The following is a 19,297-nucleotide window of genomic DNA, read 5'->3' as shown; positions in this document are numbered from 1 at the left end:
CCGACAAGACCGCTTGTCGACGGGGCGTGGTGCGCAGTCGGGGCTAGAGGCCCAGCGCCGTGGTGATCGGGTCGATGGCGAAGAAGACCACGAACAGCAGGGAGACCAGCCACATGATCCAGTGCACGTCCTTGGCCTTGCCGGCGATGACGTAGCAGACGGTGAAGGCGATGAAGCCGATGCCGATGCCGTTGGCGATGGAGTAGGTGAACGGCATGGCGACGATGGTCAGGAACGCCGGCAGCGCGATGTAGAACTTCGTCCAGTCGACGTCGACGACGCCGGCCATCATCATCGCACCGACGATGACCAGGACCGGGGCTGCCGCCTCGATCGGGACGATCTCGTAGAGCGGGGTGAAGAACATGGCCAGGAGGAACAGGACGCCGGTGACGACGTTGGCCAGGCCGGTACGGGCGCCGTCGGCGATGCCGGCGGAGGAGTCCGCGTAGACGGTGGCCGAGGAGGCGGAGCCGAGGCCGCCGGCGGCGGCGCCGAGGCCCTCGATGACCAGGGCGTTACGCATGCCCGGCAGGTTGCCGTCCTTGTCGCTGAGGCCGGCCTGCTTGCCCAAGCCGGTCATGGTGCCCATGGCGTCGAAGAAGTTGGCCAGCAGCAGGGTGAAGACCAGCAGCGAAGTGGCCAGCACACCGATGCGCGTGAAGGCGCCGATGAGGTCGACCTGGCCGACGATCGACAGGTCGGGGGCGCCGCCCAGCGAGTCCGGCATGCCCGGGACCGCCAGGCCCCAGCCGCCCGGGTTCTCGGCGGAGGAGCCGAGCCCGACGACGGCCTCGACGATGACGGCGATCACGGTGGTGACGACGATCGCCAGGAAAAGTCCGCCCGGAATGTTACGGATGACGGCGACGGCACAGAGGATCAGGCCGAGGATGAAAACGACGGTCGGCCAGGTGGAGATGGAGCCGTTGACGCCGAGCCCGACAGGGACGGTGGTCATGGCGGCGTCCGGCACACGGGTGACCAGGCCGCCGTTGACCATGCCGATCATGGCGATGAAGGCACCGATGCCGACGCTCATCGCGGCCTTCATGGACTGCGGGATGGCGGTGAAGACCGCCTGGCGGAAGCCGGAGATGGCCAGCAGGACGATGATGACGCCCTCGATGACCACCAGTCCCATGGCCTCCGGCCAGGTCAGTCCGTGGCCACCGACGAGGGTGACCGCGACCAGGGTGTTCAGACCCAGGCCGGCGGCGATGCCGAAGGGGTACTTGGCGATGACGCCGAAGAGGATGGTCATCACACCGGCCACCAGGGCGGTCGCCGCGGCGACACGGTTGACGCCGAGGACGGTACCGTCGGCGTCGGCCCCGGTGCCCAGGATCAGCGGGTTGAGGATGATGATGTAGGCCATCGCGAAGAACGTGACCACGCCGGCGCGCACTTCCGTGCCGACGGTGGACCCCCGCTCCGTGATGTGGAAGAAACGGTCGAGTCCGTTCCTCGGGGTGCGCGGGTGCGTCGCGGTGGCGCCGGAGGGCGTCTCCGAAGTGTCCGCGGCCCCCGCGGATGCGGTGGTGCCGTTCTGTTTTTCGGTCATGGGGGTGGGCTCCTGAATCGTAGTCGCCTGGCCACTGAGGAGCTCAGGCACAAGGCCAGGGCTTCCCTCAAGGTGACATTAATGAAATTGTACGAAAACAGGGTGCCACTCCGGAACAGTTTCCACAAAAGATCCCCAAGCGTTCGTGTAATGCCAGCGTCAGGCAATATGGTGAAGGTAAGTTGACCGCCGCGCGTCGCCGGGGCAACGCAGCCCTGAGGCCTCCGGGAGGCGCCCGCAGTCCTGCAGAAATGGAGCACGATGTCCGAGCACGTCACCACCTTCGCCGTTGAGGGGGGCCGCACCCCGAACCTGGGCGCGCACCTCGCCCGCATCAGCGACGGCGCCTCCGTCTCTCCACACCGCATGGCGCAGATCCGGGAGGAGCTGGGCCGACTGGGCGGCGACGACTACCGCGCCGTCATCACCGGTTCCGAGGGACAGGCGACCGTCATCCGTCGTCCGTTGAACGCACACCAGGGCAACATCGTCGCGGCCATCCCGGTCCGCGACGAGCGGCGCCGCCCGCTGGTGAAAGGACCGGACATGGGATGGCAGAACCAGCAGGTGCTCCTGGCCCGGAGCGCCGGCGCCCACGACAGTCTGCTGCAGACCGACGACGGGGCGATCGTCTCCTCCCTGCGTTCGGCGTTGCTCGTCTTCCCCCGGGAGGAGCCCAACACGGTCCTGTATTCCGGGCACCCGAAGACGACCCCCTCAGTGACGCTGGAGGCGACGCTCGACTGGCTCCGCGGCCTCGGGATCACCGCCCGCCGCAAAGACGAGGGGTTCAGCCTCAAGGAGATCTTCAGCGGCGAAACCTGGACATTGAACTCAGTGTTCGGCATCCGCCGCATCGACCACTGGATGGAGTACCGCACCAAACGCCCGGCGACGCTGCTCGTCGACGGCGAACGCGGCCTCATTCCCACCGCTGAAGCCGCCGAGGCCGCCCGGTGGGCACGGGCCGAGGAAATCTAGAAGATGGGCCGCTCGTCGTCGTAGACGACGTCGGCGACCTGAGCCGCGCCGGTGTCATCGGTCTCCTGGACCTGTGTCTGTGAATGGGCCCCGCACCCGTAGGTGGCGTGAACAAGGATGCCGTCCGCGGAAAACTCGTTGGCGCATACGCCGAAGGTCGGGCCGATGGGCTTGTCGACGGGCAGGAAGAATGCACAGGTTCGGCAGTGCAGCCGGGCCTTCTCCGCGAATTCGGAGGTCGGTCCGTAGTCGCCGGTGCGCCAGCGGTCGACGGCCTCGCGCAGCCCCGTCGTGGTCAGGTAGTTGGTCCGCTTGCTCAGATCCGCGCCCGCGACCAGCTCGACAGCGCGGGGATCGGAGGGATCGTCGGTGAGGCGAACGTCATCGGGGGCCGGGGGCATGAGATCGCCCGGGCCGAGGTCACCGGGGCGGACCCGGTCCGCGTAGGGGACCCACTCCGGCGCTTGCAGCGCTTCGCCGTTGGGCGCCGGCACGAGCGCCACTTCATTGACCGTGATCCAGGTGGAGCCGGAGGCGCAGGCGAGGACTGCGTTCCACTCCCAGCCCGGGTACCCGGGGAGGTCGGCGGCGAAACGGTGGGTCGCGACGTTTCGGCTCATGCCGGCGACGCCGATGTGCTCACCGACCTCGCCCTCCCCCAGCTCCTCCAGGGCCGCGCGGGCGATGCCGACGGCCCGCGAGCTCAGCAGTGGATTGTTCTTGGCCCCGGAGCCCCGGGAGGATGGCGTGGAGTTTCGGCGTGAGGATGACACACCAGCCATTATGGGCCATGTGGTGCAAGATAGTGGCATGGCATCCCGAATCCCCGTCCTGCTCATGGTTCCACTCGCGGCGTCCGCGCTGGCCGCCTGTGCGGGCAGCTCGTCCGCCGCGCTCTCCTCGGACCCCGGCCCGGAGACGACAGACGTGGAGCGCCTAGGCGTCGAGATCGTGGACACCCACCCCTTCGACGAATCCAGCTTCACCCAGGGCCTGGAGGTTGAGCCGGAGGGCACTCTCCTGGTCGGCACGGGCCAGTGGGGCGAATCACGAGTGTACCGGCGCACCCTCGACGGCCGGGAGGTGCTCTCCCGCGACATCGACGGGGAGCACTTCGGAGAGGGGGTCACGCGCCACCGTGACACAGTCTGGCAGCTGACCTGGCAGTCCGGGGTGGCCTACCGGCGCGACGCGGACACTCTCGAGGAAGTCGGTCGGGTCCGCTACCCGGGCGAGGGCTGGGGATTGTGTTCCTTCCAGGATGAGTTGCTCATGTCCGACGGCACCTCCCAGCTGCGCCGCCTCGAGCCCGCGACCTTCCGGGAGGTGGAACGGGTCAGCGTGACGCTGGACGGTGCGCCCGTGACCGGCCTCAACGAACTGGAGTGCGTGAACGGGCCCGAGGGCCCGGAGGTGTACGCCAACGTCTTCACCGACACCGACATCCTGCGCATCGACGCGGCCACCGGCCGGACCACCGGGGTGATCGACGGCTCGACCATCCCCAACAACGCCGCCCCGGACCCGGACAACGTCCTCAACGGCATCGCGGCGATTCCGGGGTCGGACCACTTCTACCTCTCCGGGAAGCGCTGGCCGGACCTCTACGAGGTGCGCTTCGTCCCGGTGTCCTGACGCCGGTGTCACGGCGCTAGAATGAGGCGCCATGGCCACCCGCAAAGAGGCACGTCACCGCGCCGTTCTCCAGGTTTCCGCTCTCGCCGTCGTCACGACGATCATCGTCGCCGTCATCGTGCTGGGGGTGACCTGGTTCAACAACCGGCCGGCACCGCATCCCTCCGAGGTGGCGATCACGGTCTCCAACGGCGAGGAGTCCATCGAGATCTTCCCGTATCAGGTGTGCGAGCTGGGCACCGAGTGCGGCGAGGGCGGGGAGATTCCCGTCATCGACGCCGCCCCGGGCGACACCCTGACCATCGAGCTGGACGAGTCGATCTACGACCACGACTGGTCGCTGCTGTCGATCTACGACAACCCGGGCGCCAACGACCAGCAGCTGCACGGCCCGCACGACGCCACCTCCGCCGAGGTCCCGGTGAGCGCGGCGCCGCCCGCAGGCTCCGAGGAGGAACCGCAGTTGGTGGTCGTCGAGGTCAACTCAGCGATGCTGGGCACCGACGACGAGGGCAACGAGACCGTCTACGCGACGGTGTGGTCGGTGGCCACCCAGTCCCCGACCGGCCGGTAGCCCCGGCGGAAAGCACTCAGCTCCGGACACCCTCGGGGCGTCCGGAGCTGAGTGCTGCGCGGGGTGCTAGGAGTCGAGCTCCTTGGCGACGGCCCGGAGAATCTCCGCGACCTGTCGGCCTTCCTTGCGATCCGGGTAGCGGCCGGCGCTCAGCGCCGGCTGAATCTGCGTCTCGATGACGGTCATGACGTCGGAGAGCAGGCTGCCCAGCTCCTCGGGCTTGCGCCGGTTGACGGTGCGGCGACGCGGAGCGTCCAGCACCTTGACGCGCAGGGCCTGCGGGCCACGCCGACCGGCGGCGAAGTCGAACTCGAGACGCTGACCGGCGACGAGTTCCTCGACGCCGTCCGGAAGCACGTTCTTACCGACGAAAACGTCTTCGCCGCCCGGGTTGGAGACGAAGCCGTAGCCCTTTGACGCGTCGTACCACCTGACTTTTCCTACGGGCACGAACAATCACCTCTTTCCTTCTCGGGGGACGGGGTTTTCGGCAGGGTTGACAGCGGACGACACTGCCATTTCGCCGTCGCCCCTCGTAATAAATGTCCAACTATACCTCGGGGACAGGGTTCCCACTAACCACAGAGGCCCCAATCATTCAGCCTGGCAGCAGATGAGTGATTAATGTCACAATAACGTTTTGGACTCGTTCACGCAGGTCAGTACGGCGCCATTTCCCTTCCGAGAGAAAACCGACATCAATCCGTGCTCAGGGCGTGACTCATTCGTTACAAAAAGTTACTCTTCTCCCCAGGCTCAACCGCCGGTCGTCGCAATCGTCCTTCGCCAAACCCTGTCCGGGACGGTGACAGATGACGACAGGAACCTACTTCAACTTCACATGACCAGGACAGGGGCGGGGAACCCACCGCGCAGCCGCGCACCGGATTCGCACATCGCGAGTCCTCGGGGTGAAGCCGGTGACATCCGGGCCACGGATGCCACCGGCCGGGCACACGACGTACCTCCCTCCCGAACCCGACAGCTCACCTCGCAGGCGCATACGAGAGGAACACAAGCATGACCCGCTCCGCACTGACCAAGTTCGCCGCGTCCACCGCCGCCGTCGCCGCCTCCGCCGCCCTCTTCGCGCCGGCCGCCTCCGCCGCCCCGAATTCCGACTGGGACCGCCTCGCACAGTGCGAGTCCGGTGGCAACTGGGCCATCAACACCGGCAACGGCTACTACGGCGGCCTGCAGTTCTCGGCCTCCACCTGGCAGGCCTTCGGCGGCGGAGAGTTCGCCTCGACCGCCAACCAGGCCACCCGCGAGCAGCAGATCTTCATTGCCGAGAAGACCCTCGCCGCCCAGGGCTGGGGCGCCTGGCCGGCCTGCTCCGCCAAGCTTGGCCTGACCTCCGCGCCGAACCTGGACCGCGCGTACCCGGGGGCCTCGACCGCCTCGGCCACGTCCGCGGCCTCCGCGAACACGTCCGCCGACGCCTCCGCCCAGACCTCGGCCGCCACCTCCGCCGAGACGTCCTCCGAGGAACTGGCCGTCGATGCCCTGTACAACCTGATCGCCGACACGCTGGCCTCCTACGGCGCCACCGTCCCGGCCCCGGTCACCGAGTACTACAACGCCAACCGCCACGATTTCAACGCCTTCTACGCCGGCACCGCCACCTTCGCCGCACCGGCGCTGGCAGGGGCCGGCACCATCGACCCGAACCTGCAGTCCTTCCTCAACACCGTCCGCTAACACGCCCGGACAGTCCGGCGAGCCCGGTGGTCACCAATCGCGGTGGCCCCGGGCTCCCTCGATTTCCGGCCGATCCGCACCAGGACAAGGAAAAGCAGAAAGAACGCCGGTGCCCCGGACAATGTCCGGGGCACCGGCGCGGGACGGGGTCCCCGACGCCCTAGCGGTTGACGCGGGTGTACGGGTGAACGTAGCCGATGTGCTCCGAGGGGAGCGGGAGGACGAGCTCGTCACCGTACGGGCTGAAACCACCAGCCAGCGGAGAGATCATTTCGGTGACGGCGTGGTGACCGTCAGGGGTGTTCTCCGGCCAGCCCGGATCAACGAACTTCTTCTTCTCTACGTTTGCCATACCGATCATTCTGTCAAACGTCGGAGCAAAAAGTAACCGGCGCCGGGATTACACTGGGACGGACCATGGCCAGCGATTTTCCCCCGACCACCGCCCCCTCCCCCGACACGCCGGATTTCCGCACGTGGCTGGCGAACCTGGGGGACGTCGAACTCACCGCACTGCTGCGGGCCCGCCCGGATGTGATTCACCCCATCCCCCCTTCGATCACCCCCTTAGCGGGCAGACTCCAGCTGCGCGCCTCGGTCGCCCGGGCGTTGCGGGGCCTGTCGACGCTGGAGCTGGCCGCCCTGGAGGCCGCCGCCGACCTCGGCGCCGAGTTCTCCCCCGTGTCCCGGGCTGACGTCGCCGAAGCCCTCGTCTCTCGGGCGCCGACCCCGGTGGATCCGGCCCTGGCCGAAGGCGCGGTCGACACCCTGGTCACCCACGCGCTTCTCTTCGGCGAAGCGGATCGGCTTCTCCTCGTCCGGGAGACGATGAGCATGCTCCCCGCGTCCTGGCGGCTGCTCGGCGAGGAGTCGCCGGGAGGCGGGCCGGACACCGCAGAGCGGATCGCCGGCCTCGAGCCCGGCCAGCGCAAGGTCCTCGACACCCTGGTTGCCGGGGGCGGTCTGGGGACCACCCGGGACGCCGCCATCGATGCCGATCCCTCCCGACCAATCCCCCAGCTCATCGAGGCGGGCCTGCTCACCCGGGTCGACGCCAACCATGTTCGCCTGCCCCGGCACGTATCCCAGGTCCTGCGCGGCACCGAGACCGGCGACTACCCGCTCGTCCCCTCAGAACGGGTCACCGGCGGCGGCGGACCCGACCCCGACGCCCAGCGCCGGGCGGACGAATCCGGTGCCGCCCAGGGGCTGGAAGCCACGCGCACGGTGCGGCGTCTCGTCGAATACGTCGGCGACCACCCGCTCGCCCTGAACAAGGACTCGACGCTGGGGGTGCGCGCCACCGGCCAGATCGCCAGGGCGCTCGACGTCGAACGCCCCGAGGTGCATCGTCTCATCGCCGTAGCCACCGCCGCCCGGCTCATCGGCCGCGGTGAACTGCCGGGGCATGAGGAGTCGAGCCACCTCGCCCCCACCCGTTACGCCGTCGAGTGGCTCGAGGCGCCGCTGTCCACGCAGTTCGCCCGTGTCATCGCCGGCTGGTGGGCGAGCCCCTGGCAATACTGGCGCGTCGGTGAGAAGGACGACAACGGCGCGACGATCCGGATGTTCGATGACGCTTCCCGCAATGACCATCTGCCTCACCGTCGCCGGTTGGTGACCCAACCGTACGTCCGTCCCGCCGAGGGCATCGCGCTCACACGGGCGGAAGCAATGAGCGACTTCCGCTTCACTTCCCCGTTGGCGGCGTCCACGGCCCCGGCGGGCGAGGCCGACCGGCTCCTGGCCGAGGCGGAGTGGATGGGTGTCACCGCCGGCGGCGTCGCGACGACCTGGCTGCGCACCCTCCACGCGGCCACCGAGACCTCGACGCTGCTGACGGAGCTCGAATCCGACGCGGCGGAGATCACCCCGGCCGAGGTGGACCGTATCATCATCCAGGCGGATCTGACGGTGCTGGCCCCCGGGCCCCTGCCAGCGGCGATGCAGAGCGAGATGGAGCTGCTCGCCGACCTCGAATCGGCCGGCCTGGCCAGCGTGTACCGCGTCTCGGAGACGACCCTGCGCCGGGCCCTGGACGCCGGGCGCAGTGCCGGGGAGATTGGCTCCTGGTTGGCAGGGCACGCTCTCGGGGAAATCCCGCAGTCCCTGAGCTACCTGCTCGAGGACCTCGGCCGCCGCCACGGCCACCTGCGCGGCGGCGCCGCCCTGAGCTACCTGCGCAGCGAGGAACCCGCGCTCCTCGATGCCGTCTTCGCCGCCCCCGCCGCCGAGACGGCCGGCCTGCGCCGCCTCGCCCCCACCGTCGCGGTCTCCACCCGGCGTCTCGCGGAGGTGCTCGAGCTGCTCCGGGAGGCCGGGATCCATGCCGCCGCGGAGGACGAGCACGGGGCCGCCGTGGACATCCGTCCGGAACCGCCGGTCCTGCCGGCCGAGAAAATCCGGCTGCCCGAGCCCCAGCTCACCGATCCGGCCCGCATCGACGCCGCCGTCAAGGCCATCCGACGCGGGGAATCCGAGCGCGCCGGCGCCGGGACCGCCGGCCAGGAGGTGTTCACCGGTTCCGAGTCCCTCAGCGTCCTGCAGGCCGCAGCCCGGGGCGGACGCACCGTGCGCATCGGCGTGGTCGACAAGCACGGGCAATCCACCCAGGTCAGTGTCCGGCCGATGACCGTGACCGGCGGCCAGGTCGACGCCGTCGACCCCGCCACCGGGCGCGTCCAGCGCTTCCCGCTGCACCGGATCACGCAGGTCATCCTCGACTGACGCGATGTCTGTAACCTGGGCCACATGACTGACGCCCAGGTATCCAAACCCCCGCTTCCCCCGTTCACCGCCGACACCGCCGCGCAGAAGGTCCAGGCCGCCGAGGACGCCTGGAACACCCGCGATCCGCGGAAGGTCGCGCAGGCTTACACGGAGGATTCCGTGTGGCGCAACCGCGACCAGTTCATCACCGGTCGCGCGGAGATCGAGAGCTTCCTTGAGGCCAAGTGGGAGCGTGAACTCGACTACGCCCTGCGCAAGAGCCTGTGGGCGGTCAGCGGCAACCGGATCGCGGTGCGCTTCCAGTATGAATGGCACGACGATCACGGGCAGTGGTACCGCTCCTACGGCAACGAGAACTGGGAGTTCGCCGACAACGGTCTGATGGCCCGTCGCGAAGCGAGCATCAACGACGTGGCGATCAACGAATCCGAGCGCCGCATCTTCGGCGTCCGCGGGGACGATGAGCATGGCCTGGTGATTCCGCTGCACTAGGCGGGCTTGACGCTGGTGCCATACTTGAGGGGTTGTACCTCCACCTCTTAACCCCCCTAGGAGCTTCTCTGTGGCATTCGGTGACGGACCGTTGATCGTGCAGTCGGACAAGACCGTCCTGCTGGAGATCGAGCACCCCCGGGCGGGCGAGGCGCGTGCGGCGCTCGCCCCCTTCGCCGAACTCGAGCGCGCCCCGGAACACGTCCACACCTACCGCATCACGCCGCTGGCGCTGTGGAACGCCCGCGCCGCCGGGCACGACGCCGAGCAGGTGGTCGACGCGCTCGAGAAGTTCTCGCGCTTCCCCGTGCCGCAACCGCTGCTCGTCGACGTCGCCGAGACCATGTCACGCTACGGTCGCCTGCGTCTGCACAAGCACCCGGCCCACGGTCTCATCCTGGAGACGAAGGAACCGGCAATCCTCGAGGAGCTCCTGCGCCACAAGAAGATCAGACCGCTGCTGGGCACGCGCATCGACCAGGAAAGCGTCATCGTCCACCCCTCCGAGCGTGGCCGGCTCAAGCAGGAGCTGACGAAGGTGTCCTGGCCGGTCGAGGACCTCGCGGGCTACGTCGACGGGGAGGCGCACCCGATCGCCCTGTCGACGCAGAACACCGACTGGAATCTGCGCGACTACCAGCGCTACGCCACCGACTCCTTCTGGGAGGGCGGCTCGGGCGTGGTCGTGCTGCCCTGCGGCGCCGGCAAGACCATCGTCGGCGCGGCCTCGATGGCCAAGGCACAAACGACGACGCTCATCCTGGTCACCAACACCGTCGCCGGGCGCCAGTGGCGCGACGAGCTGCTCAAGCGCACCACGCTCACCCCGGAGGAGATCGGCGAGTACTCCGGCGAACGCAAGGAGATCCGTCCGGTCACCATCGCCACCTACCAGGTCGTCACCCGCAAGACCAAGGGCGAATACAGGGCCCTCGAGCTCTTCGACCAGCGGGACTGGGGGCTGATCATCTACGACGAGGTGCACCTCCTGCCCGCCCCGGTCTTCCGGATGACCAGCGACCTGCAGTCGCGCCGCCGCCTTGGCCTGACCGCGACGCTGGTGCGTGAGGACGGCCGCGAGGACGACGTCTTCAGCCTCATCGGCCCCAAACGCTACGACGCGCCCTGGAAGGAGCTCGAGATGGCCGGCTACATCGCCACCGCCGAGTGCGTCGAGGTCCGCACCACCATGACCGACGCCGAGCGCATGGTCTACGCCACCGCCGAGACCCGGGACCGCTACCGGCTGGCGGCGGGCAGCGTCGGCAAGCAGCGGGTCGTCGAAAAGCTGCTGGACAAGCACGCCGGGCAGCCGGCGCTCATCATCGGCGCCTACATCGACCAGCTCGAGGAGATCGCCGCCCGCATCGGCGCCCCGCTCATCGACGGCAAGACCAGCACCAGGAAGCGCGAAGAGCTTTTCGACGCCTTCCGCGCCGGCGAACTGTCCACGCTGGTCGTGTCCAAGGTCGCCAACTTCTCCATCGACCTGCCGGAAGCGGCGGTCGCGGTCCAGGTCTCCGGGACCTTCGGCTCCCGCCAGGAGGAGGCGCAGCGCCTGGGCCGACTGCTGCGTCCGAAGGCGGACGGCGGTGAGGCCCACTTCTACACGATCGTCGCCCGCGACTCACTGGATTCCGAGTACGCCGCGCACCGCCAGCGCTTCCTCGCGGAGCAGGGCTACGCGTACCGGATCCTCGACGCCGCCGACATCGATTCGCTGCAGTTTTAGTACAGTTGGGGCATCATGAAGGTCTTTAAATTCCAGGTCGATGAGAAGCACGCACGCGAGCACAACGAGTTTCTCACCAACTCCCGCTACTTCCGCGCCAGCGGCATCCTCCTTGGCGTCCTCACCGCCGTCGTGGGGGTTTTCGTCTATCTCGGACCCGGTGGCCGGGCGGTGTGGGCGCTGATCCTGATGCTCGTGCTCATCGCCCTCGGTGGCGCCTTCGCGGCCGCCGGCGTCACCGCGGGGCGCAAGACCGGCAGCGCCCAGGACATGTATGACCGCTACCCGCTCATCCCCGCCGTCGTCGCCGAGAATGACGGCCGCCACCTGGGGCTGCTGGCGCTGGTCAACACCAACGTCAACCCGGACGTGCCCCCGCGCTACGCCTGGACGTACACCCAGGTCAAGAGGATTCCGAACCTGGATCCGGCCAAGGTCGGCAATCAGCTCCCGGCCGTCGCCGTCTTCGGCGGGCGCACCACCCGGGACAAGGACCACTGGCAGTCCGTCGACGTCATGCCCATCGCCTGGGGTACCCCGGACGAGGACCTGATCACCATGGCCCGCAAGGCGATCCCCCAGGATCAGTGGGCCAAGCTGGAGCGCGGCCGGAAGAAGCTCGACCAGGTCAAGGCCACCCCCGACAACCTGCTGCTGCTCTAGACTCTGGCGGTATGAACCGCCGCCTCGACGACCCCGGTGTCGCCCGACTCTCCGCATTCGGCGACACCATTTTTGCCACCGTGTCCAGGCTCGCCACCGAGCATGGCGCAGTCAACCTCGGCCAGGGGTTCCCCGACGCCTCCGGCCCGCCCCGGATGCTCGAGATCGCCCGGGAGGAGATCGCCGCCGGCAACAACCAGTATGCCCCCGGCCGGGGCATGGCCGTCCTGCGTGACGCCGTCAGCGTCCAGCGCGACCGCGACTACGGCCTCACCTTCGACCCGGACACCGAGATTCTCGTCACCGTGGGCGCCACCGAGGGAATCGCCGCCACCGTCCTCGGGTTGGTGGAGCCCGGAGAGGAGGTCATCGTCTTCGAGCCCTATTACGACGCCTACGCAGCCGCCATCGCCCTCGCCGGGGCGCGACGTGTCGCCGTGCCGCTCGCCGCCGACGGAGACACCTGGACCATCGACGCCGACGCCTTCGAGGCCGCCATCACCGAGCGCACCGCGCTGGTCATCATCAACAACCCGCACAACCCCACCGGCTCCGTCCTCGACCTGGGCGAGTTCGCCCGCGTCTGCGTCAAGCACGACCTGCTCGTCCTTTCCGACGAGGCCTACGAGTACCTCGTCTACGACGGCCGCACCCACCTGCCCGTCGCCTCCTTCGAGAGCATGCGCGAGCGCACCGTCACCGTGGCCTCGGCGGCGAAGTCCTTCAACGTCACCGGCTGGAAGACCGGGTGGGCGATGGCTCCCGCCCCTCTCATCGACGCCGTCACCGCCGCCAAGCAGTACCTCAGCTACGTGGGCGTCACCCCCGTGCAGCCGGCCGTCGCCCATGGCCTGCTCCACGAACGCGAGTGGGTGCGCGGGATGGTCGCCTCGCTGCAGGAGCGCCGGGATCTGCTCAGCGCCCTGCTTGCCGACGCCGGACTGACCGCCCACCCCAGCTTCGGCACCTATTTCCTCCTCGCCGACACCGGCGCCGAGGACGGCGAGCAGTGGTGCACGGACCTCATCACCGACAAGGGCGTCGCCGCCATCCCGGTGGAGGTCTTCACGGACGACAGAGGTCCGTGGCGTTCGAAGGTTCGCTTCACGTTCTGCAAGTCGGAGGAGAACATCCGGGAGGCGGGGCGTCGGCTCCGGGAAGTCTAGAGGGCAGGGTCGCTCGTGACTTCCGTGGGCTGACGGGAATTACCCGGACGTGCGCCACCCACCTTGTTAGGCTGTGGGGTACCAGGGTCCGGGGACCTGCCCGGATGCCCAGGGACGTCAACCCCGGCACGCAGGCCGCCGGGATGTCCAGCCCTGCTGGAGTGCAGACGGGTGGACCCACCCGCCTGATGCCCTCGATCAGCGAGTCCACGGCGAAGCACCCGAGGATGGTGGCACGGCTGTAGGTCTCACCCCGACGCCAGCTCCGCGACACTGCAGGTCCGCCAGTCAGTCTGCGCGGGGACGGCGAATTTCCTGCCACGCCCCGAGAGGAACAGAGCGTGTCCACTCGAATGTCCCCCTCCGATTCCCCCGTTACCGCCCCCCACTCCCCGTTCCCCCCTTCCCGACCCGGCTACTGGGTGGCCCTGATCATCGGCGTCATCCTCGCCGTGCTGGGACTGTCCCTGGTCGCTTTCGGCGCCTCCGCGCTCGCCTTCCAGAACTACCAACGCGACGGCGAGTACGCCAGCACCGACCTGAGCACGGTGCAAAGCACCGGTCACGCCATCGTCGGGCCTCCCTTCAACGTCAATCTCTCCGGCATGTCCGGCCCCGGAGTTCCGGCCGTCGCCGACCTGGCCAGCTTCCGGATTGAAGCGACGTCCATGCTCCCGGACCAGGAGGTGTTCATCGGCATCGGCGAGAGCTCCCGGGTCTCCGAGTACCTGGCGGGCGTCCCCCATTCCGAGGTCCGGGACGTCGCCTACGGCGGGGCCCGCCAGTGGCCGGGGTCCCGCGCCTGGAACGTCGACGCGGTCGACCGCTTCCCTGACGGACACGCCACTCCGGCCACTCCCGCTGACCAGGACTTCTGGGAGGTTTCCGCCTCCGGCAGCGGCACCCAGGAAATTTCGTGGGATCTGGCGTCGGGTGACTGGCTGCTGGTGATCATGAATGCCGACGCCACCCGGCCCGTCTGGGTGGAGGGCAGCGTCGGCGTCCGCTCCGACCTGGCCGCCCGCGACCTCGGCCCCCTCGGAACCGGCCTGCTCCTCGCCGGCCTGGTCTCGCTCGCGCTGGGAGTCCTGCTGCTGCTGATCGGGGCGACCGGCCTGGGCCGCAACCTCGCCGCCGCCACCGCACCTCCGGTCAGGCGCGGCCCCTACCCCGCCCGTCTCGACGCTGACCTGTCGCAGGCGCCCTCACGATGGCTGTGGCTGGTGAAGTGGCTGCTGGCCATCCCCCACTTTTTCGTGCTCGCGTTACTCGGCGTAAGCGTCCTCTTCACCACCATCGCGGCCGGCGTCGGAATTCTCTTCACCGGGCGGTACCCGAAGTCCTGGTTCTTCTTCACCGTCGGCGTGCTGCGCTGGTCCTGGCGGGTGGGGTTCTACTCCTACTCAGCGCTGGCCACCGATCGCTATCCCCCGTTCACGCTGGCGTCGACGGACTACCCGGCGGATTTCCGCGTCGATTATCCGGAGCGGCTTTCCCGCGGCCTTGTCCTGGTCAAATGGTGGCTGCTGGCTATTCCCCATTACCTCATCGTCGGACTGTTCACCGGCGGGACGATGGTCGCCTGGAGCTACGCCGCCCCCGCAGGCATGGGCAGGATGTCCGCCTCCGTCTCGGTCCTGGGTCTGCTGGTGCTGTTCATCGCCGTCGTTCTGCTGGTCACCGGCCGCCATCACCGGGGAATGGCCGACTTTGCGTTGGGCATCAACCGGTGGGTGTACCGGGTCAACACCTATGCACTTCTGCTGCGTGACGAGTACCCGCCGTTGCGTCTTGACCAGGGTGCGCAGGAGCCGGCGGAGACACAGCTCGCGGATCGGCGGGAGCGGTCAACTTAACAGCTCGGGGCCTCGGCGCTGGATGACTGGCCCCGGACACTCGGACAGAATCGCGACGACTCCCCCAAACTTGTTTCGTTGGTGAACCGGGACCGACATCATGCTCGTCTCAGCCAAGTGCCGCCGGAAACCACCCACAGCCACCAAGCCAGCTGTGCATCGGGGCCTTTGCCCTCCCTCGGGGGCTCTGGGCCAGCTTGCGCCCACTACGGCGGTGGCGGACATCGACGAGGCGCTTCGTCGGCGCTCCTGGCGGTGGCTCACCTGTCGTTCCCGACTGGACCGTCCTGGTCGGCGTCGGAATCCGGAGCTACGGGCATGACCCCACCATTGTCAGCACACCAGCATGCCAATCTTATCCGTGCGGCCTGGGGTGGGAAACGGCGAGCGGCCCCGGTCACCACCATCAGGTGGTGACCGGGGCCGTCGCTGGTATTCAGTTGTGTTTATGTTGAATGTCGGCGGTGTCTTACTCTCCCACACCCTCCCAGGTGCAGTACCATCAGCGCGGGTAGGCTTAGCTTCCGGGTTCGGAATGGGACCGGGCGTTTCCCTACCGCTATCAACCACCGACACACCCACAGAGGCACCCCAGCCGGCTACGGCGGGGACCTGTGACACGGGTGTGCTGTGTCAAACACTGCATAGTGGACGCGAGCAAACTTCATCTGCTCTGTGTTTCGCTTGCGTTAACAACAATAGTGTTGTTTAGTCGGTGCATTAGTACCAGTCACCTCCGATGGTTACCCACCTTCCAGATCTGGCCTATCAACCCCATCGTCTCTGGGGGACCTCAACAGAAACCTCATCTCAAAACAGGCTTCCCGCTTAGATGCTTTCAGCGGTTATCCCTCCCGTACGTAGCCAACCAGCCCTGCTCCTGGCGGAACAACTGGCACACCAGAGGTACGTCCAACCCGGTCCTCTCGTACTAGGGTCAGCCTTCTTCAAGTTTCAACGCGCGCGGCGGATAGAGACCGAACTGTCTCACGACGTTCTGAACCCAGCTCGCGTGCCGCTTTAATGGGCGAACAGCCCAACCCTTGGGACCTACTCCAGCCCCAGGATGCGACGAGCCGACATCGAGGTGCCAAACCATCCCGTCGATATGGACTCTTGGGGAAGATCAGCCTGTTATCCCCGGGGTACCTTTTATCCGTTGAGCGACACCACATCCACAAGTAGGTGCCGGATCACTAGTCCCGACTTTCGTCCCTGCTCGAGCTGTCACTCTCACAGTCAAGCTCCCTTGTGCACTTACACTCACCACCTGATTACCAACCAGGCTGAGGGAACCTTTGGGCGCCTCCGTTACATTTTAGGAGGCAACCGCCCCAGTTAAACTACCCACCAGGCACTGTCCCCAACCCAGATCATGGGCCAAGGTTCAGGTATCCAATCCGGTCAGAGTGGTATTTCAACAACGACTCCACCGCCACTGGCGTGACGGCCTCACAGTCTCCCACCTATCCTACACAAACCGAACCGAACACCAATACCAAGCTATAGTGAAGGTCCCGGGGTCTTTTCGTCCTGCCGCGCGAAACGAGCATCTTTACTCGTACTGCAATTTCACCGGGTCTGTGGTTGAGACAGCAGGGAAGTCGTTACGCCATTCGTGCAGGTCGGAACTTACCCGACAAGGAATTTCGCTACCTTAGGATGGTTATAGTTACCACCGCCGTTTACTGGGGCTTAAATTCTCAGCTTCGCGACGTAAACGTCGCTAACCGGTCCTCTTAACCTTCCAGCACCGGGCAGGCGTCAGTCCGTATACATCAACTTCACGTTTTCGCACGGACCTGTGTTTTTGATAAACAGTCGCTTCCCTCTATTCTCTGCGACCCACACCAGCTCACGGAGAAAATCCGGTCACCAGCACGGGCCCCCCTTCTCCCGAAGTTACGGGGGCATTTTGCCGAGTTCCTTAACCACAGTTCACCCGACCGCCTTAGTATTCTCTACCTGACTACCTGTGTCGGTTTAGGGTACGGGCCATGTATGCACTCGCTAGAGGCTTTTCTCGACAGCACGGGATCACCGACATCGGACCACGTCCTACGCATCACGTCTCAGCCATCACGGGACACGGATTTACCTATGCCCCGGCCTACACGCTTACACCACAATCCAATAAGTGGCACGGCTACCCCACTGCGTCACCCCATCACTTAGCTACTACCAGTTCAGGCCCCACGCACGCACACCAACACCACCCGAAGGCGGACGTCGGCGATTGTGGGTGGTTAGTATCACTGATTCACCATGGGCGCACATACACGGGTACGGGAATATCAACCCGTTATCCATCGACTACGCCTGTCGGCCTCGCCTTAGGCCCCGACTCACCCTGGGAAGACGAACTTGACCCAGGAACCCTTAGTCATCCAGCGGTAAGGATTCTCACCTTACTCTCGTTACTCATGCCTGCATTCTCACTCGCACACAGTCCACAGCCCCTCACGGTACTGCTTCACCCCATGCACGACGCTCCCCTACCCATGAGACAAAATCTCATGCCGCGGCTTCGGCGGTGTACTTGAGCCCCACTACATTGTCGGCGCACAACCACTCGACCAGTGAGCTATTACGCACTCTTTCAAGGGTGGCTGCTTCTAAGCCAACCTCCTGGCTGTCTTCGCGATCGCACATCCTTTTCCACTTAGTACACACTTAGGGGCCTTAACCGGCGATCTGGGCTGTTTCCCTCTCGACTATGAAGCTTATCCCCCACAGTCTCACTACCACGCTAAACTTGACCGGCATTCGGAGTTTGGCTGACGTCACTAAGATTGTAGTCCCGCTCAACCAACCAGTAGCTCTACCTCCGGCAAGAAACACGCGGCGCTGCACCTAAATGCATTTCGGGGAGAACCAGCTATCACGGAGTTTGATTGGCCTTTCACCCCTACCCACAACTCATCCCCTCAGTTTTCAACCTAAGTGGGTTCGCGCCTCCACAACCTCTTACAGCTGCTTCACACTGGCCATGGGTAGATCACCCCGCTTCGGGTCCAGAACATGCCACTAAACACACTAGTTAGTATTCGCTTTCGCTACGGCTACCCCACACGGGTTAACCTCGCGACATGCCGCTGACTCGCAGGCTCATTCTTCAAAAGGCACGCCATCACACACAAGAGGTGCTCTGACGGATTGTAAGCGCATGGTTTCAGGAACTATTTCACTCCCCTCCCGGGGTACTTTTCACCATTCCCTCACGGTACTATCCGCTATCGGTCACACTGAGTATTTAGGCTTACCGGGTGGTCCCGGCAGATTCACAACAGATTCCACGAGCCCGTTGCTACTCGGGAATACGACAACGCCCGACGCCTGGTCTTCATGTACGGGACTCTCACCCACTACGGTCGGTCATCCCAAACCAGTTCCACTAACCACACGCCGCACGCGACCAGCCGGCAGCCTGGTCACATCGCATCCCACAACACCGCATGCACAACCCCTGCCAGGTATCACACACACACGGTTTAGCCTGATCCACGTTCGCTCGCCACTACTAGCGGAATCATTATTATTTTCTCTTCCTGCGGGTACTGAGATGTTTCACTTCCCCGCGTCACCCCCACCACACTATGAATTCACATGATGGTGACCGCCCATAACGACGGCCGGGTTTCCCCATTCGGACATCCTCGGATCAACGCTCAGTTGTCAACTCCCCGAGGCTTAACGCAGACTCACACGTCCTTCATCGGCTCAGCATGCCAAGGCATCCACCATACGCCCTTAACAAAACAACACTAAGAACGATCACCAACCCACCACCACAGTGACGGGCCGGCGAACAAACAAAACACACACGGACACACACCACCCGAAGGTGACCTGCGCCCATTTCAAATAAAGATGCTCGCGTCCACTATACAGTTCTCACACAACACACCCACCCACCACAACCACCGGGACTTCAGCATCCAGACAGTCATGCACGGGAAGGTCACAGAACAACCAGTGTTGCCCCAGACACCCAACAGTGCGCCAACATACCAAACCGTTCATACACCATGCGACCATGCCGCGGCGCGCGCATCCACCGGACATCGACGTCCGGGGGCACTGGCGCATCCACCCCAACAGATACGTGGCAGCCACACAACCGGTGACTCAACCACAACACCCGCAACTGCGGGCACGCACACCGGGCATTCCTGCCTCCGGCGTGACTGACAAAAAATCTCC

14 protein-coding genes, 2 rRNA genes and 1 riboswitch are annotated in these 19,297 nt (G+C 66.0%); of the genes, 10 read left to right on the top strand and 6 right to left on the bottom strand.

The features are described from left to right. Nucleotides 1–43: 43 nt before the first annotated feature. Nucleotides 44–1,564, bottom strand: coding sequence for an NCS2 family permease (locus CGUA_RS03880; RefSeq protein WP_290197781.1), 1,521 nt, complete (start codon nt 1,562–1,564; stop codon nt 44–46). A 261-nt stretch (nt 1,565–1,825) separates the two neighbouring features. Between CGUA_RS03880 and CGUA_RS03875 the strand changes: the two genes are divergently transcribed. After that, entirely contained in the window at nt 1,826–2,545 is a 720-nt protein-coding gene (locus CGUA_RS03875) for an aminotransferase class IV (protein WP_290197780.1), read from the top strand. Here CGUA_RS03875 and CGUA_RS03870 read toward each other — a convergent pair. Next, nucleotides 2,542–3,327, bottom strand: a complete 786-nt coding sequence (locus CGUA_RS03870) for a DUF3027 domain-containing protein (protein ID WP_290197779.1) — start codon at nt 3,325–3,327, stop codon at nt 2,542–2,544. The two genes, CGUA_RS03875 and CGUA_RS03870, sit on opposite strands and share 4 nt — an antisense overlap. Nucleotides 3,328–3,355: 28 nt before the next feature. Between CGUA_RS03870 and CGUA_RS03865 the strand changes: the two genes are divergently transcribed. Both CGUA_RS03865 and CGUA_RS03860 read left to right on the top strand, forming a co-directional pair. Beyond that, complete coding sequence (locus tag CGUA_RS03865) at nt 3,356–4,180, top strand: glutaminyl-peptide cyclotransferase (protein ID WP_290197778.1); 825 nt, start codon at nt 3,356–3,358, stop codon at nt 4,178–4,180. Nucleotides 4,181–4,211: 31 nt separating this feature from the next. Continuing rightward, complete coding sequence (locus tag CGUA_RS03860) at nt 4,212–4,754, top strand: DUF2771 domain-containing protein (RefSeq protein ID WP_290197777.1); 543 nt, start codon at nt 4,212–4,214, stop codon at nt 4,752–4,754. Between the two features lie 66 nt (nt 4,755–4,820). Here CGUA_RS03860 and CGUA_RS03855 read toward each other — a convergent pair whose 3' ends face one another. Beyond that, a complete protein-coding gene (locus CGUA_RS03855) occupies nt 4,821–5,204 on the bottom strand; it encodes a cold-shock protein (protein ID WP_290197776.1) in 384 nt (127 codons plus the stop codon). Between the two features lie 378 nt (nt 5,205–5,582). Beyond that, nucleotides 5,583–5,769, top strand: a riboswitch (cyclic di-AMP (ydaO/yuaA leader). Between the two features lie 5 nt (nt 5,770–5,774). Here CGUA_RS03855 and CGUA_RS03850 point away from each other — a divergent pair. After that, nucleotides 5,775–6,455 carry a resuscitation-promoting factor Rpf1 domain-containing protein gene (locus CGUA_RS03850; RefSeq protein ID WP_290197775.1) on the top strand — a complete coding sequence of 227 codons (681 nt, stop codon included), beginning with the start codon at nt 5,775–5,777 and terminating at the stop codon, nt 6,453–6,455. A gap of 160 nt (nt 6,456–6,615) precedes the next feature. Here the strand turns inward: CGUA_RS03850 and CGUA_RS03845 are convergent, their stop codons facing one another. Beyond that, nucleotides 6,616–6,807, bottom strand: a complete 192-nt coding sequence (locus tag CGUA_RS03845) for a hypothetical protein (protein WP_290197774.1) — start codon at nt 6,805–6,807, stop codon at nt 6,616–6,618. A 65-nt stretch (nt 6,808–6,872) separates the two neighbouring features. Here CGUA_RS03845 and CGUA_RS03840 point away from each other — a divergent pair, with 65 nt between their 5' ends. From CGUA_RS03840 to CGUA_RS03815, 6 genes are all read left to right on the top strand, one after another. Further along, complete coding sequence (locus tag CGUA_RS03840; protein ID WP_290197773.1) at nt 6,873–9,182, top strand: helicase-associated domain-containing protein; 2,310 nt, start codon at nt 6,873–6,875, stop codon at nt 9,180–9,182. A gap of 24 nt (nt 9,183–9,206) precedes the next feature. Continuing rightward, nucleotides 9,207–9,677, top strand: a complete 471-nt coding sequence (locus CGUA_RS03835) for a nuclear transport factor 2 family protein (protein ID WP_290197772.1) — start codon at nt 9,207–9,209, stop codon at nt 9,675–9,677. Between the two features lie 70 nt (nt 9,678–9,747). Continuing rightward, complete coding sequence (locus CGUA_RS03830) at nt 9,748–11,409, top strand: DNA repair helicase XPB (RefSeq protein ID WP_290197771.1); 1,662 nt, start codon at nt 9,748–9,750, stop codon at nt 11,407–11,409. 15 nt (nt 11,410–11,424) lie between these two features. Then, nucleotides 11,425–12,072, top strand: a complete 648-nt coding sequence (locus CGUA_RS03825) for a DUF3239 domain-containing protein (protein WP_290197770.1) — start codon at nt 11,425–11,427, stop codon at nt 12,070–12,072. Nucleotides 12,073–12,083: 11 nt separating this feature from the next. Then, nucleotides 12,084–13,238, top strand: coding sequence for a pyridoxal phosphate-dependent aminotransferase (locus tag CGUA_RS03820; RefSeq protein WP_290197769.1), 1,155 nt, complete (start codon nt 12,084–12,086; stop codon nt 13,236–13,238). A gap of 341 nt (nt 13,239–13,579) precedes the next feature. Then, nucleotides 13,580–15,094: a DUF4389 domain-containing protein gene (locus CGUA_RS03815; RefSeq protein WP_290197768.1), complete on the top strand. Its 1,515-nt coding sequence runs from the start codon at nt 13,580–13,582 to the stop codon at nt 15,092–15,094. Nucleotides 15,095–15,550: 456 nt separating this feature from the next. Here CGUA_RS03815 and rrf read toward each other — a convergent pair. Together rrf and CGUA_RS03805 are read right to left on the bottom strand one after the other, a co-directional pair. Further along, a 5S ribosomal RNA gene (rrf, locus tag CGUA_RS03810) occupies nt 15,551–15,668 on the bottom strand. A gap of 126 nt (nt 15,669–15,794) precedes the next feature. Continuing rightward, a 23S ribosomal RNA gene (locus CGUA_RS03805) occupies nt 15,795–18,858 on the bottom strand. Between the last annotated feature and the right edge of the window lie 439 nt (nt 18,859–19,297).

The sequence above is a fragment of the Corynebacterium guangdongense genome, from assembly GCF_030408915.1.
Taxonomy (GTDB): Bacteria; Actinomycetota; Actinomycetes; order Mycobacteriales; family Mycobacteriaceae; genus Corynebacterium; species Corynebacterium guangdongense.
This window is presented reverse-complemented; position numbering and strand designations above follow the sequence as displayed.

What these genes read in the sequence shown, in the direction of transcription:
- CGUA_RS03880 (WP_290197781.1), bottom strand. Translation starts at nt 1,564, where the DNA reads ATGACCGAAAAACAGAACGGCACCACCGCATCCGCGGGGGCCGCGGAC.
- CGUA_RS03875 (WP_290197780.1), top strand. Translation starts at nt 1,826, where the DNA reads ATGTCCGAGCACGTCACCACCTTCGCCGTTGAGGGGGGCCGCACCCCG.
- CGUA_RS03870 (WP_290197779.1), bottom strand. Translation starts at nt 3,327, where the DNA reads ATGGCTGGTGTGTCATCCTCACGCCGAAACTCCACGCCATCCTCCCGG.
- CGUA_RS03865 (WP_290197778.1), top strand. Translation starts at nt 3,356, where the DNA reads ATGGCATCCCGAATCCCCGTCCTGCTCATGGTTCCACTCGCGGCGTCC.
- CGUA_RS03860 (WP_290197777.1), top strand. Translation starts at nt 4,212, where the DNA reads ATGGCCACCCGCAAAGAGGCACGTCACCGCGCCGTTCTCCAGGTTTCC.
- CGUA_RS03850 (WP_290197775.1), top strand. Translation starts at nt 5,775, where the DNA reads ATGACCCGCTCCGCACTGACCAAGTTCGCCGCGTCCACCGCCGCCGTC.
- CGUA_RS03845 (WP_290197774.1), bottom strand. Translation starts at nt 6,807, where the DNA reads ATGGCAAACGTAGAGAAGAAGAAGTTCGTTGATCCGGGCTGGCCGGAG.
- CGUA_RS03840 (WP_290197773.1), top strand. Translation starts at nt 6,873, where the DNA reads ATGGCCAGCGATTTTCCCCCGACCACCGCCCCCTCCCCCGACACGCCG.
- CGUA_RS03835 (WP_290197772.1), top strand. Translation starts at nt 9,207, where the DNA reads ATGACTGACGCCCAGGTATCCAAACCCCCGCTTCCCCCGTTCACCGCC.
- CGUA_RS03825 (WP_290197770.1), top strand. Translation starts at nt 11,425, where the DNA reads ATGAAGGTCTTTAAATTCCAGGTCGATGAGAAGCACGCACGCGAGCAC.
- CGUA_RS03820 (WP_290197769.1), top strand. Translation starts at nt 12,084, where the DNA reads ATGAACCGCCGCCTCGACGACCCCGGTGTCGCCCGACTCTCCGCATTC.